The organism is Vibrio sp. 11986-1-5, assembly GCF_963878025.1.
Taxonomy (GTDB): Bacteria; Pseudomonadota; Gammaproteobacteria; order Enterobacterales; family Vibrionaceae; genus Vibrio; species Vibrio injensis.
On record NZ_CAWNVW010000033.1, the window covers coordinates 253,991 to 268,595 of the forward strand.

Here is a 14,605-nt window from a genome sequence, read left to right on the forward strand (position 1 = left end):
TAAGCGTTGACAGATAATCGGTATCGACGGGTTATAGTGAATAACGATGATGCTGAAAAAGCTGCCTTGGCTTCTACCATAGTAAGAGGCTTCGACCTATTGTGCGGCAGCTTCTTGGAACAACTAGTCTTCTTCAATCAAAGTGAGATATTCGTCTGCGTCTTTAAGATCATCGAGTTCAGAGGCATCGGACATTTTAATTTTAACAATCCAGCCTGATTCATAAGGTTCTTCATTGATAAGTTCAGGACGCTCGGCGAGATCTTCGTTTACTTCGATAACTATGCCCGATACCGGAGCGTAAATATCAGAAGCTGCTTTGACGGATTCCACCAAGGAAAAATTATCTCCCGCATCATATTCACTTTCGAGTTCAGGTAGCTCGACAAACACCACATCACCGAGCATCGCTTGAGCATGCTCTGAAATTCCAATCGTGACGGTACCATCTCCGTTATCACGCACCCATTCATGGCTATCAGTAAACTTCAGTGTTTTATCCATTATTTTTTCTCCAAATTGGTAGCGAACGCTCGCCGAGCGAGTGTGCAATAGTTCAAAAAGAACTTTTGTGTGCTTGCTCACTGAATTGAGCCAATCTGCTCTTTTTGAGGCTATTAAGCGTCATTGAACCAAACGATTGCTTAACTAACATGTTGGTAACATACCCCTTGCTAAATCAACAATCAATGAAAAATTTCCTATAGGAAACAAGCGTGCTATTTTTGTTACTTAAAGCACGCTTTACGCGCGTGTGGCTCTTTTTTATGCATAGAGCTTGATGCACAATGAATGCTCTTGACAGCATAACACCATAGGATAAAAAGCATGACCGAGCCCATTCATGATGAGTATCCATCCATGACATTAGCTAAAGAAGAGCGTGCAGAAAATATTGAGCCGCTTAAATTAGGGCCACGCATCAAGCAAGTGAGGGCGAATTTAGGCATCACCCTAGAAGAGGCGAGTCAGAGAACGGGGCTGGCTCGCTCGACATTGAGTAAAATAGAGAATGAGCAGATTTCTCCGACTTTTCAAGCCATGCAAAAGCTTGCCCACGGTTTGCAAATTGATATGCCACAACTTTTTGATCCACCTAAGAAAATTATCGCTACTGGCCGTCGAGATATTACCCGTAGCGGACTAGGGAAACCACATCCAACGCCTACTTATGAACATGAGCTATTGGCAACACAGTTGACCAATAAAAAAATGATGCCGTTCAAAAGTACCATCCGCGCTCGAGATTTTAGCGATTATCCAGATTGGGTAAGGCACGACGGTGAAGAATTTCTGCTGATTTTGAGCGGTGAGGTACTGTTTTACAGTGAGTTTTATGAGCCGGTGCCCCTTAGCGAGGGCGATAGTGTCTATTATGATGCGACGATGGGGCATATGTTAGTTTCCGTCAGTGAGCAAGATGCTCTGATTTTGTGGGTTACGGCAAAGTAGCGGTTCGATTCGTAGCAGTCATTTTGTTGAAAGCGACGATGAACAGTTTGTGATCTAAGTGTTAATTATTGCAGTATGCAGAGCATGAAACTTGTTCGATAATCAAAATAAGCGCATGCTTGTTTTTCTTGTTTATTATTGGAAACTTAAGCTAAGCACTGGAGCGTGATGAAGACTTTCTGGATACCGCTCGATCAACAGGCTTGATAGGCAATTCGCCACATGGAGAAAACAATGAATCAACAACCCCACTCAAATTCGCTACTGACTACCCCTTTGCATGCTGTACACGTTGAACTAGACGCAAAAATGGTGCCTTTTGCTGGGTATGATATGCCCGTTCAATACCCTCTAGGTGTAAAAAAAGAGCATTTACATACTCGTCAAGCGGCTGGATTGTTTGATGTTTCACACATGGGGCAATTGCGTTTACATGGTGTGGATGCGGCGGCGGCTTTAGAGCGTTTAGTTCCGGTTGATGTCATTGATTTACCCGTTGGCAAGCAGCGCTATGCGATTTTTACCAACCCACAAGGCGGTATTTTAGATGATTTAATGGTTGCTAACTTAGGTGATCATCTTTTCCTTGTGGTTAATGCGGCCTGTAAAGCGCAGGATATTGCCCATTTAACCGCGCATTTACCTGCTGGTGTCGAATTAGAGGTGTTAGAAGATAGGGCGTTGCTCGCCTTGCAAGGGCCGAAAGCGGCGATGATATTAGCTCAGTGGCAACCCGCTGTTGAGCAGATGCGCTTTATGGATATTCAGAATTTATCGATCAACGGTATTGAATGCATTGTCAGTCGCAGTGGTTACACAGGAGAAGATGGCTTTGAAATTTCTGTTCCGGCTGATCAAGCCGTCGTGTTTGCACAAGCATTAGCGGAGCATCCCGACGTCGAGTGGATAGGTCTTGGTGCTCGTGATTCGCTACGTTTGGAGTGTGGTCTGTGTTTATATGGACATGATTTGGATGAAACCACTACGCCAGTAGAAGCCAGTCTATTATGGGCGATACAACCTGTGCGGCGTATCGGCGGCGAACGGGCTGGAGGGTTTCCCGGCGCTGAAATTATTCTAAAACAGATAGAGAGCAAACAGGTTGCTCGTAAGCGTATAGGGTTAGTGGGGCAAACTAAAGCGCCTGTTCGAGAAGGCACAGAGTTGTTTGATGCTGAAGGTAATAAAGTCGGTATCGTGACTAGTGGCACCGTTGGCCCGACAGCCGCGCAACCCATTTCAATGGGGTATGTTCGAGCGGATCTAGCGGTGATTGGTCATGAGTTGTTTGCTGAAGTCCGTGGTAAAATGCTGCCGATGACGGTTGAGAAGATGCCGTTTGTGCCCCAACGTTATTACCGAGGATAGCGAACTTTTCACTTATCTTTTCTCGGTTAATGTTAAGAATAGAGCAGCGCAACCATGCTGCTTTATTCTTTTTCTCTTCGCTCAAGTGCCTTAATTTTTCAATGACTCACTCGGTAATTATTTGCCAAAGACCACTAGCCTAATAGTTTTCTTTTCTCTTTCCTTCTTACAATTTGCATCGCTAATTCGGTTGGATCAGTTCGCCGATTCTAATCCTATTATGGACCTCTGTTTATTTAGGTTGATGGACCTACTATTCACTTGCTGCATCAAGTTTTTTTGGGTTGATTCCGTTATCTAGAACTACACTTTAATTATCTTACTTCGCTAGATACATGAGGTGTTTATGATAAAGAAACCCAGTCAGATGGTTATTTTATGCCTCATGCTATTGATGAGTTCAATGGTTTTTGCTGAGCTGACACCACGTATCGTCAATGGTAAACCGACGACGATTACCACTTATCCTTCATTCGTTAGCTTATTTTATGATCGTATTGAATATGATCGCCGCTACAGTGCGGCGAGTTTTTGTGGTGGGACCTTACTTGACGATCGACACGTCTTGACCGCTGCTCATTGTTTGTTTGACGGAAGAGGATCGTTAGATATTCCGTGGCTACTATTTACCGTTGCGACCCAAGTCGATAATGAATCGGATTTTCCTAACGGTAATATCACCACAGTACGTGGTGAAGCGTTTTTCTATCATCCCAATTACGACGATTCCGTTAACTCATTATGGGCGAACGATATCGCGATCATCCGTTTAGAACGAGGGCTAAATGGGCAAGGGTTTGTTAATCGACCGACGAGCCAAGCTTATCGACTTGGATTTAATGGCAATGATGATGACGATAATGACAGTATTTTTGAAGCGGTAGGTCACGGTAATACGCGATCAGGATTTGATGAAGATGACCGATTACTGTTTACCACTATGCAGTATGTGTCTAATGCTCGTTGTCAGTTAGATGTTACGCCATTCGCGTTAGCGTTAAATCCCCATCACCTCTGCTTTAAAGGGGACGGCATTAATCCGGATAGCCGTCTTGCTAATGGAACTTGTCAAGGGGATTCGGGAGGTCCTATCTACTGGAATAATGCCGGTCATTTGGTGCAAGTGGGCATCACAAGCTTTGGTCCCGCGGAATGTGGCGTAGGTTTTCCACAATCACAGGTTACCTCAGTATTTACGGAGATTTATGGTTACCGTGAATGGATAGATCAAGTACTAAATGGACAGCTGACGGCTAACTATCTTGTTACAGAAGAGGCGCGTTTAGCGTTTTTAGCGGGGAGCGGTAGTTCATCGGTTTCACCTGCGCCCATTGCTGCAGACTCCGGAAGTATTGCATCACCGAACGCTTCGGGAGGTGGGGGGATTGATGGCTGGTTCAGCGCCCTACTCTTGCTTTTAGGATACGCGCGTTATCAGCAAACGAGGAAGTGATACGTTTAGTTGAGTAGGGTATAGCGGCTGGCGGTAGCTAAAGAAAGGGGTTTAGAGAACCAGTAACCTTGTAGATAGTTGACCCCCATTTGGCAAAACTTTTGCTGCATGGCGCTGTTTTCTATCCCTTCAATCACAATATCCATGCCTCTTGAGCGGCATAGCTGAACAATAAATCGTAAATACTCTTCAGAGGCGGTATTAGTCAGTGTTTTCAAAGCCATTGTTCGATCAATTTTGATTTGATTTAGGGGCAAATCGAAGAAGCTATAAATGGAACTTAAGCCAGCGCCAAAATCATCCAGTGAAAGTTGAAAACCCATCTTACTGAGTGTATTCAGTTGATTTAAAGCATGTCGGTTGCCGTCCAATATCACGGTTTCGGTCAGCTCAAGTACGATGGATGAAGGGCAGACCCCCGCCGCATCGGCCATCATTTTTATATTGGCAGGGAAATTGCTGTTAAGCAGTTGCAAAACAGACACATTGACGTTTACTCGCGTACTTGAGCCATGTTGAAAGTGGTAACGATGAATAAACTGACAAGCTTTTTCAAAGACTTGATAACCTAACTCAGTGATCAGCCCCTTTTTTTCTGCTACAGGGATAAATTCATCTGGATAAATCTCACCAAACTCGGACGATCGCCAACGAACTAAAGCTTCGAAACTGGCGACTTTACCAGTTTGCGCATGAATAATGGGTTGAAATTTAACCGATAAAGAGTGATGACATAAGGCTTCTTTTAAACCGCGTTCAATAAAAAAGTAGCGATCCACCGTATGCTGAGTTTTTCCTGCGTAAATCTCGATTCTTGAGCGACTTTTTTCTCCCGCATACTGACAGGTTTGTGCCGCAATATTGAGAATTTGTACCGCGCTGAGTTGATCTGAAAAATGCGGTAAAACACCAATGTTCATTCGATCACCCAATAGGTGACCTTGCTCTTGAGCAGAGTGAGAGTAACGCTCAAGAATCGATTGACACAATAGAGGTAAATCTTGGTCTGACACAGGTTCGCGTAATAAAATTGCAAAATCGTCGGAACGTACGCGATACAGTGTCGAGTGGTGATGAATCAGATTACTTAAAGCATTGTGCATATGATGAAGAATATGTTGAATGACTTCAGCACTGTACTGATTTAGGTAGGATTTAATGTCTTCAATTTGAATATACATCAGTGTGGCTGGCGATGCAGCACGTTTGGCATCATCGATGTCTCGTAATAGCTTGGTGGTGTTCGGCATCCCGGAAACGACATCATAAAATGCCGCTTGTTGCAGAAAAGACGTCATCTTTTTTTGTTCAGAAATGTCTCGGTGACTGCCGACCATAAACATTTCACCGTTTTCGACTTTAGTTACCGCAGTACCCAGTAACCAGATATAACGACCATCAACGGTTCTTGCGCGATATTCAGAAGTGACTCGACTTTCCTGATTAAGATGACCATCGACTCTTTGTTCTAGTGCCATCCTATCGAGTGGGTGAACCAACGCCATCCAATCTTCTAAAGCAATGGTGGCTGAAAAAAAACCAAATTGCTGATAAAAACTCGGATTATAAAAAGTCATGGTTCCCTGCTGGTCCATATGGAAAATACCTTCACTAAAGATATCAAAGATATGAATCAAACGCTGTTGGTGACGACTGAGAAGTGAATGGGTTGGTTCGATAGTGTTTTCTTCTGTCAACAACATGCCAGTACACCTGATCTTAATTGTTATCCGTAACCTACTATAACGTGTCGCTCAGTAGCGCTCAATTAACAATGTGTATTATCAGTCAGTTATAAGTCAAATTTGTGATAATTAAGGAAATCTCGATGCGTCTTCTTGAGTACAAAGTAATGTATGATGAGTCGGTTAGATGAAATTGACCACAGCTAGGTTAATCCCAACTGTGGTCAAAAATGATGATGTCTCTTCTATCATCGGTGATTTTTTATTAGCGACGACGCTGTATGAGAGAGATTAACGATCCCAATACGCTTCTTCTAAGCTGTCTTCACGCTCGGGCAGTGAGCGGGATAGGCGAGGTGAGTGCTGCGTTAATACTTCATAGCTGACTCGGTTGGCATACCGACAAATCTGTGAAAGTGATGAATAAGTCAAATAAGGCAACGCATGTTTTGCTGAGTTAGGCACATTATTTTGATGATAGCGGTTAGCGGCCATATCATGCAGTAAAGCGGACAGCGCACCATCGCCGGCACCATTAGTATTTTTGATTTCTAACGGTCCGCCTAAATAGGGGCCAATATGCGAGTATACTTTTACTGGTTGTTGACAATCTTCTTTACGCATCGCACGGCTAAATTCATAGCGGTTAAACTCAGGAATATTACCGGGCAGCAATGGTAGTTCAGTATCGCGTTTTGCTGAGTCATCGACATAACCTGCCATGTATAATCCAACCGGACCGGCAGTACACAACACTAAATCTACCCAATCTAACGCTTTATTGGCAGCTAAGAGCGGATCTTTCTCTCCGGTTAAGGCTTCCCCTTCTTCTTCATTCATCGCTAAGACGGTGACATGTTGCTTAAGATACTCTTGCCACCAAGTTTGATTACCTTCGATGACATATTTCGTCCCTAGAGTTAAAACAACAGGGACATGATGCGCTTTTGCTAGTTCAATGGCACGTTGCACGGCTTGTGGCATCGGATCATCAGCTTTGCCGCGCATGAGATATGACGAGACAACTAAAGCCGAGGCGCGAGCAAACACTTCTTCAGGGATACTTTCAGGGCGAAGCTGATTCATTTGCCCTTCATTAATCGCAAACGTTCGTTCACCATCTTCAGAGATCAAGGTATAGCAACGCCCTATTGGACCATCTACGGTTTGTAGATGGTTTAGGTTCATGCGTGAAGAGGTTTGACATAAATATCGATAGGCGTAAGAGCTCACTTCGATATTTTTAGACATCACACCCAATAAGACAGATTTGCTATCAGCGAGCACAGAATAATTGTGCAGTGTATTACCAATAGTATCTCCCGGGTATAAATGGGTGATCAGTTTACGCTCGACGAGCTCTTCATAAAGGGCGTCGGCTTGGCGCTCTTCTAAGACAAGTGAATGGCCTTTACTTAATTGGTATTTCGCTAAAAAAACATCATCTACTCTGGCTTCAATATCAACAATCGTTTGGCCAACACCAACCACTGTTGGATGGCGGAGTTTAGGCGTTTGTTGTATTTGGTTTACAAGCGGATCACGGGCGTGAGTAGGGAAGTAGTGTTTCGATTTGCGTTGTCCGGGAAACTTCATGTCCAGAGTCATTGGTGAGGAAAAGTTTCGCGGATATTATCACAAAAAAATGAAACAATTTATAATATTTGCATTATTACGAATGCCAATAAGAAGCGAAAGAGCAATCATCTGCACGATGGTTGCTCTTATGGACGATAAAACGCTCGCGACGTGTTCCATGGTTAAGGTGCAGTCTGTGTCGTTAGAGGGTGATAAGCCGCCGTACCCCATAACGGAACAGTTGATAGGCTGTGCTTAAAACTGCCAGAGGTTTCTTTGGTGGAATAAGAAACATACATTAAGGTTTGCGTTTGCGGATCATAAATACGTCTGATTTTCATGCTCTTAAAGAAAATACTCTTCGATTTTTTAAACACGACTTCGCCAGATTTAGATTTATCGATATTCGCGATCATCTCAGCAGTGATCTCACCCGTTTGGCGGCAAGATATCGAAGAATCAGAAGGATCAGCTAAGCTTAAATCCGCTTCAATACTGGCAATATGGCAAGTGACCCCCGTAACGATAGGGTCAGTTAAATGGTGGAGTTTAATGTCTTTCATGGTAAATAGTCCTAAACTCACATCGCCGACGGCAGAGCGATCACAGCCAGATAACAATACGGTGCTGATGGCTAGGATGGTTAATTTTTTAAACATACTTAAAGTCCTTGCTAAAACAGAGTGTGATAATAACAGTAAGCAAGACAAAAGCGCGTGGAGAACTGTGCTATGATAGGCAAAATATTGAGAAGCGACCTTAATTTTGCCTCTTTACTCCAGATGGGTAAGTATTTTTAGCAAAATGGCTCGCCAGAGAAGAAGAAATTCCTATGACCCATTTATCTTCACCTAACGCTATGCAATCACTGATTGATGCAAAGAATCAATGGTTGTATGACCAGGTTGATGTACAGTTCCCCACACCAGAGAGTTTGCAAGGTCTCGCTGTTTATCAAACCTTAAACCAAGCCTTACCGAATGAAATCTTTACGGCGCAGCGTCAAGTGTCTGAGAATCATTTAGCTGCTATTTATTTAGTGGATTTTCATCGCTTAACCATCGTGTTTGCGTTATTACAAGCCACTCGTTGTCAGCAACCGGAGCAACAAGCTTTACTCGTCGAGTTTTTTACGCAAATCATTTATTCGCCACCTTGCAGCTTATATTTGGGGTTTGCAGATACTCAACCGATAGCTGCTGCTATTGTGACCAGTGATGGCTCATCACTGCTTATCTCCGATGTAGTGATGCAACATAACCCGATCTTTACTTCTAGTGATGAGTTTGTCTCTGCTGTTGTGGCTAAGTATCAGCAAGATCATTCGCTTTCAGGTTCAATCTATATCGAATATTCCCAGCCATAACATTTTTTCTGAGTATTTGAGTCATCGTCACTAGGTTTTTATAGAAGAGAATCGTGATGTTGCTTGAAGATACGGGATTATTGTCTGTATTTCCCCTTGTTTTGTTAACTGCATCATTCGAGCGTTGTCTCAGCGGTATACACTACTCTGGGGCTTGTCTCTTTGCCCAGAAGTCGTGTTGATGATGAAGGCCATAGATGACAGATGAATGAGTGATAAGGTTAAGCCGCATTGGGATTTCTTAACGGCAGTTAGCCATCACAAAGCATAATAAGGACAGCCATGAAAAACCGTACTATTCGCTGCGTGATTTTTGATTGTGAAGGAACGTTGATCGATAGCGAGCGTTTGAGCTGTATCGCGCTGGTTCGAGTATTTAACGAACTGGGTGTCTCATTAACGCTCGAGAATGTGTTACAGCATTTTTCTGGTGGAAAAATTGCCGATATTCTGATTAATACCAGTAAATTTGCAGGTATCAATGCGGATATTGATCGACTAGAGCTTCGTTATCGACAAGAGCTTACTGCGCTGTTCCATGCAGAGTTGAAACCTATGCCAGGCGCGATTGATTTATTAGAGCAACTTAAACGCTATAATATTGAGTACTGTGTAGCGTCAAATGCACCACACGACAAGATGGCTGCTGAATTAAGACTGGCGGGTTTAGAGAGCTATTTCACGGGTGGGCGTATTTATTCGGCCTTTGAGGCAAATAGCTGGAAACCTGAACCCGATTTGGTGCGTTATTGTGCCATGAGTATGGGGTTTTCATTAGCAGATTGCGTGTATGTAGATGATACACCGAAAGGGGTTGAGGCGGGGATCAGCGCAGGAGTTATGACGTTTCAACTATGTTCACCTCTATTTTCTCATCCTGTGTTGCATCCTGATGTGATTACTCTGCATCATTTGCAACAATTGGTTGAATATCTTGGCGATACATCAACCAATAGTGCACAAGCTCAGACACTGATTAAGCGCTGAGCAGTCAACACGATGGTTTACCCGTCAATGCTGGGTTTGGGTTAAGGGGTGCAATTGATGAGGAAGATAAGTTGCTGCCAGTGTGACGGCTGGTTTACTTAATAAGACTTGTTGTTGGATCTGTTGTAACTGATGGGTATGGAAACCGCACTGTGCGCAAAAAAACTTCTCGCCGTTTTGAGAGATAAAAAACTCGTCATGTTGACATAATGGGCAAGCGTCAATATCAATATTGGGGATTCTTGTTGTCATCATTATTACTCAGCAGCATTAAAAATAATGTCTCATTTTCCCCTCTGATTTGAAGCCGCAAAAAACGTCGCTATTCGCTCCATTCTTGAAATTATTTTGACCATTCCAAGTGATATCGGGGGTTACTTTTATTAGATAATCTATTCATGTTATTTGGTGCTACAGCAAGAATGGCGGTGTTTATTATCAACAACTTTCCGCTCTCTAGGCACGATTGGTTAAGAATAGTGCAGTAAGCATAATCGGCTTTGTGACGATACTGATTAAATAAAGATAGCTTTGATTCATTTTTGAGAGTGATTTCATGTTTTCTGTTTTATTTGTGATACAGATCCATTGCGAGGGCTTTTTGTTCCATTTTCGTCAGTTGGAGTAGTGGCTAAATGAGGATTTACATTCGACAATTACATGAGAAGCGCAGACCAGTTCAAAAACTGACACTAAGCTGCGGAGGGAAGCTCGACAAATGCCTAGCTTTAGCTTTGAATGGGAATGAGACAACGTAGCGTGAGTAGAGTATGGCAAATTCACAGGCTTTGAGTACCACCTTTCAAACTTACATGGAAAACCCCTTGTTGTGGCCCATTCTAGAAGTTTTGAAACGGCAATCTTCTGGTTGGAAGGTACATACCTTAGCAGCTCATCTTAGCGAGCAGGGCTTAATTCCTGTTCTTGATAGTGCTGCTGATAAAGATCTTTTTAAGCGAAACTTTCTGATCATGAATGCGTTATACCAGTTACAAGAGATGTTGTATCCGAAAAACTGGTTACAAGTTGAGGCGATGGACATTGCGTTATTGCCAGTATTTAGTCATTCGCAATATGCCATAGACCCTGATGATCCGCTGCGTGATTATTACTCGCGTTGGGAGCACTATGAAGTCAGTGAAGGAGAAGTGAAGCGGTTACTGAATGAATTTTGGACCCGTTATCAGCGTTTTGTTGGAGGGGACGATATTAAAACCCTCGATCGTTCTCAAGCTTTACGATTATTTGAATTGCCCGCTGATGCCTCTTCTTTTGAAATTCGTAAGACCTGGCGTCGATTAGCGTTACGTTGGCACCCGGATCGAGATAATGGTAATGCTACTCAATTTCGAATCTTGTGCGCTGCTTGGAATGTTTTGAGGCATGATCATTAGGGTCTGTTTATCTCGAACAAAATTTAACCGCGAAAGATAAACAGACCCTAGATAAGATTGAGCATTTATCGTCGTTATATAATCTCCCCAACTCACAGAAACGGTTTGTTATCGTGGTGTGTTGGGGAGATTAAACATGACCATCGTTAAGCGGCGTGGATTATTCGGTTATTTTAAATTGCGCTTTACGCAGACGATTTAAGGTGGCCATCGCATCTAAAATACGTGGTTTCGCCAAATCGCCTTGATTGGGCATCCTGCTATACCATTCACCTTCTAATAATCCCTCCAGCTCTCGTGCCGGATGAGTTGCCCAACCAGGCTGCTGGGCAAGTTGAAAACAAAGCCAGCCGATAGCGTTAATCTCTGCAGAGGACTCTAACTGTTCCAGTGCCGAGATATCAGCAAATTCTTTACCAAAGCGTAGTGAACCAGTGCCTTTTGCTGAGACTCTAAATTTACCCTCTGCTAATATTTTTTGTAAAGCGCTACGGTTTAATGAGCGGGGGGGGAAAGCGGTTAATGGCGTTTCACACTCATTGCGACGTAAAGTGGGATGCTGTTGGATCACTTGTTGTGCTTTCGCAGTAACATCGATCGCTTGATAATCATGCATTTGAATTACGGTATCTGCGATATCTAAATAGTCGCCTGACCCACCCATTACGATCAAGGTTGAAATACCGAGTTCATCTCTTAATTGACCAATTCTATCAACTAATGGCGTGATGGGCTCATCGCCTTTTGCGACTAAAGCCTGCATTCTTTCATCGCGGATCATAAAGTTGGTTGCTGAAGTATCTTCATCAATCAGCAGTGTGCTAGCGCCTGCTTCAATCGACTCTTGTAACCAAGCGGCTTGTGAGGTCGAGCCTGAAGCATCTTGGGTACTAAAATCATGGGTGTTTTTACCCATAGGTAGATGATTGATGTAGTTGGATAAGTTTAAGTTATGAACACAGCGTCCTTCTTCCGCACGAATTTTCATTGCTTGCGGATCAGTGACAATACCTTCTCGACCATCACCGGGAATATGATTATAAATTGAACGCTCTAACGCGGTTAATAAGGTTGATTTACCATGAAAACCACCACCGACGATTAAGGTAATGCCTTTAGGAATTCCCATGCCAGTGATCGGGCCTTGGTTTGGCGTTATGAGTGTCACCTGTAGCGTTTTTGGTGCTTGAAAAGGCACGGCTTCTTTCATTGGTAGATCGCAGTTACCTGCGATACGAGGCAAAATACTGCCATTAGCAACAAAAGCAACCAACCCATTGGCCGATAATTGATCACGCAGAGCTTGTTGATCTTCAACCACTTGGCAATGAGTAATTAAGGCCGCCTTATCGAGTTCACGCTCTAAAGTTGCTCGACGGATAAATTTAGGTAGATGAAACGTCAAAATATTAATGGCTTTTTTGGCCAGAATATCACGACCTTCTGCTGGTAAATTGATTCGAAAACGCAGCTCAATACCTTGCTGATTAAACAGAACGGACGTGCTATCCAGCACCGTTTGTCCAGTCAATGAGATAGATAAGCTGTTTTCTTGCTTGGCTAGTTCAGCAAAACGGCGGGCGATGAAATCACGTGCGGCTTGCTGGTAAGTGGCTGAGCAGTCTTTTAACCATTCTAATCCGGTCAGTGACCAAGCACGTTGTGCCCGTAAACGAGAGGCTGATGCGTAAGGATCAGACTGAACATGGTCGATAGACAGGGTAAAATCACCAAAATCATACTGGCCTTTTATTTTTTGATAGGCACGGTAGTTCTGTTTTTCGAGTTTTTTCAGGTTTGCAATTAATAGATCCATCTCGAGTATCACTTATTGAGAATGACAAAGGCGCGATTATAGGGACCGCTATAGACAGAGTAAAGCAATCATACGGAGTTCTCACTGCCTTTGCTCTTTTTGCTCCTATGCTTCACGGCTGTCAGGCCATCGCCCCCAAGTGTAAGACCATGCATACATCATGGGGAGAAGAAGGCTATTGACTGAAGAGCGCATTAATGATGACTAAGAATGGTTCATAAAAGGCGAAAGGTCGACGTCTTGTTGGTAATCTATCTCTGGAAAATCAAAACCATTTAAACGCAGGAATTCTTGCTTGAAGCCTTGATAATCGCCTAATTCAGCAAAATTACTGGCATTCATTTGACGCACCAGATCGCAAACTTGTGCTTGGGTATCAGGGGCCAATTCCCATTCATCAATTCTTAGTAAACGCTCCCCATCGACAGGTACAGGCTGACCGGTATAAAGTTTCTCGCTGAATAAACGTTGCATTTGCTCAATGCACCCTTCGTGGGTGCCTTTTTGTTTCATTACGCGATACAAGGCGAGTATATAGGGGGTAAACGCGGGGATAAACACACTTGCTTTTGTCACTAATGCCTTACAAACAGTCGCGTAAGCGTTGCCATCGTAATTAGCGAGTTTCAAGTTTAAGGCATGGCTGGTTTGGTGCAGGTCGACTTTTGCTCGGCCTAATGTGCCATCAAGATAGATGGGATGCGTCAGTTCTGAACCCACGTAAGAGAAAGCAAGGGTTTTACATCCTTGTGCTAAAGAATCATGGTTAATCAATGTGTCGATCCAGTTTTCCCAATCTTCGCCACCCATCACTTTTAACGTGTCTGCAATCTCTTGCTCTGAAGCAGGCGGTAAGGTGGTGTCTAACCACTGATCATCTTCCAGAGAGACCGTCGCGCCAGTGACACTCTCACCAATCGGCTTGATCACTGAGTGCCAGAATTCTTCGCTATCGCCTTTGCGGCGCATACCACTGGCAATGCTATAAATGACTAAATCGACTTCACCTTCAAAATAGGTTTCAATCGCTTCAATCACTTGTTCTTTGATGTGTTGTGAAAAAACGTCACCAGTAATATTTATCGCGACTCGTCCCGCTTGTTCCGCGTACTGTTTAAAGAAATGGTTATTATAAAACCCCGCGCTGCCAACGCCTTTACTCGATGGGCCACGCTCTAATGAAACGCCGATGGTATCGGCGTCTGCGCCACCAAAGGTTAAGGCGATTCGAGCCGCGAGTCCAAAGCCGGATGAAGCGCCTAAGATCAACACCCGCTTAGGACCTTGATTGATCGATGGCGCGGATTTTACGTAGTTAATTTGTTGAAGGACGGCTTGCTGGCATCCATAAGGATGAGCAGAGCGAGCAACCATGCCCTGAATGAGTGGCTCAATGCGCATAAAGATGACCTGTGTGCAGTGGATGAACCAATAAAATAACGTAAAGCATGGTAAAGTTTATTGAGCTGAACCATTAAATCAGACAGTTTTAGGCAATTGACCATT

General features: G+C 43.5%; 13 protein-coding genes. 6 read left to right on the forward strand and 7 right to left on the reverse strand.

Annotated elements, in window-relative coordinates; genetic code table 11:
* Positions 1 to 123: 123 nt before the first annotated feature.
* On the reverse strand, positions 124 to 504 hold the full coding sequence (gene gcvH, locus AACS00_RS09065) for a glycine cleavage system protein GcvH (RefSeq protein WP_072671051.1): 381 nt from the start codon (positions 502 to 504) through the stop codon (positions 124 to 126).
* Between the two features lie 324 nt (positions 505 to 828).
* On the opposite strand from gcvH, the gene AACS00_RS09070 reads away from it, so the two are divergent.
* From AACS00_RS09070 to AACS00_RS09080, 3 genes are all read left to right on the forward strand, one after another.
* On the forward strand, positions 829 to 1,452 hold the full coding sequence (locus AACS00_RS09070; RefSeq protein ID WP_072671052.1) for a helix-turn-helix domain-containing protein: 624 nt from the start codon (positions 829 to 831) through the stop codon (positions 1,450 to 1,452).
* A 234-nt stretch (positions 1,453 to 1,686) separates the two neighbouring features.
* Positions 1,687 to 2,820 carry a glycine cleavage system aminomethyltransferase GcvT gene (gcvT, locus tag AACS00_RS09075; protein ID WP_110167171.1) on the forward strand — a complete coding sequence of 378 codons (1,134 nt, stop codon included), beginning with the start codon at positions 1,687 to 1,689 and terminating at the stop codon, positions 2,818 to 2,820.
* 346 nt (positions 2,821 to 3,166) lie between these two features.
* Complete coding sequence (locus tag AACS00_RS09080) at positions 3,167 to 4,273, forward strand: S1 family peptidase (RefSeq protein WP_110167172.1); 1,107 nt, start codon at positions 3,167 to 3,169, stop codon at positions 4,271 to 4,273.
* Between the two features lie 5 nt (positions 4,274 to 4,278).
* On the opposite strand, the gene AACS00_RS09085 is transcribed toward AACS00_RS09080, so the two are convergent.
* From AACS00_RS09085 to AACS00_RS09095, 3 genes are all read right to left on the reverse strand, one after another.
* Positions 4,279 to 5,976 (reverse strand): EAL domain-containing protein, encoded by a 1,698-nt coding sequence (locus AACS00_RS09085; RefSeq protein ID WP_110167173.1) that lies wholly within the window; start codon positions 5,974 to 5,976, stop codon positions 4,279 to 4,281.
* 273 nt (positions 5,977 to 6,249) lie between these two features.
* Positions 6,250 to 7,554 carry an inosine/guanosine kinase gene (locus AACS00_RS09090; RefSeq protein WP_110167174.1) on the reverse strand — a complete coding sequence of 435 codons (1,305 nt, stop codon included), beginning with the start codon at positions 7,552 to 7,554 and terminating at the stop codon, positions 6,250 to 6,252.
* A gap of 164 nt (positions 7,555 to 7,718) precedes the next feature.
* Complete coding sequence (locus tag AACS00_RS09095; protein ID WP_110167175.1) at positions 7,719 to 8,195, reverse strand: CreA family protein; 477 nt, start codon at positions 8,193 to 8,195, stop codon at positions 7,719 to 7,721.
* Between the two features lie 173 nt (positions 8,196 to 8,368).
* On the opposite strand from AACS00_RS09095, the gene AACS00_RS09100 reads away from it, so the two are divergent.
* Positions 8,369 to 8,902, forward strand: a complete 534-nt coding sequence (locus AACS00_RS09100) for a hypothetical protein (protein ID WP_258306849.1) — start codon at positions 8,369 to 8,371, stop codon at positions 8,900 to 8,902.
* 282 nt (positions 8,903 to 9,184) lie between these two features.
* A complete protein-coding gene (locus tag AACS00_RS09105) occupies positions 9,185 to 9,889 on the forward strand; it encodes an HAD-IA family hydrolase (RefSeq protein ID WP_072671065.1) in 705 nt (234 codons plus the stop codon).
* Positions 9,890 to 9,913: 24 nt separating this feature from the next.
* On the opposite strand, the gene AACS00_RS09110 is transcribed toward AACS00_RS09105, so the two are convergent.
* Positions 9,914 to 10,144 (reverse strand): hypothetical protein, encoded by a 231-nt coding sequence (locus AACS00_RS09110; protein WP_072671066.1) that lies wholly within the window; start codon positions 10,142 to 10,144, stop codon positions 9,914 to 9,916.
* A gap of 515 nt (positions 10,145 to 10,659) precedes the next feature.
* On the opposite strand from AACS00_RS09110, the gene AACS00_RS09115 reads away from it, so the two are divergent.
* Positions 10,660 to 11,283: a DNA-J related domain-containing protein gene (locus tag AACS00_RS09115; protein WP_072671067.1), complete on the forward strand. Its 624-nt coding sequence runs from the start codon at positions 10,660 to 10,662 to the stop codon at positions 11,281 to 11,283.
* Positions 11,284 to 11,443: 160 nt separating this feature from the next.
* Here AACS00_RS09115 and AACS00_RS09120 read toward each other — a convergent pair whose 3' ends face one another.
* Entirely contained in the window at positions 11,444 to 13,099 is a 1,656-nt protein-coding gene (locus tag AACS00_RS09120) for an ABC-ATPase domain-containing protein (protein ID WP_110167176.1), read from the reverse strand.
* A 204-nt stretch (positions 13,100 to 13,303) separates the two neighbouring features.
* Entirely contained in the window at positions 13,304 to 14,500 is a 1,197-nt protein-coding gene (fabV, locus tag AACS00_RS09125; RefSeq protein WP_110167177.1) for an enoyl-ACP reductase FabV, read from the reverse strand.
* Between the last annotated feature and the right edge of the window lie 105 nt (positions 14,501 to 14,605).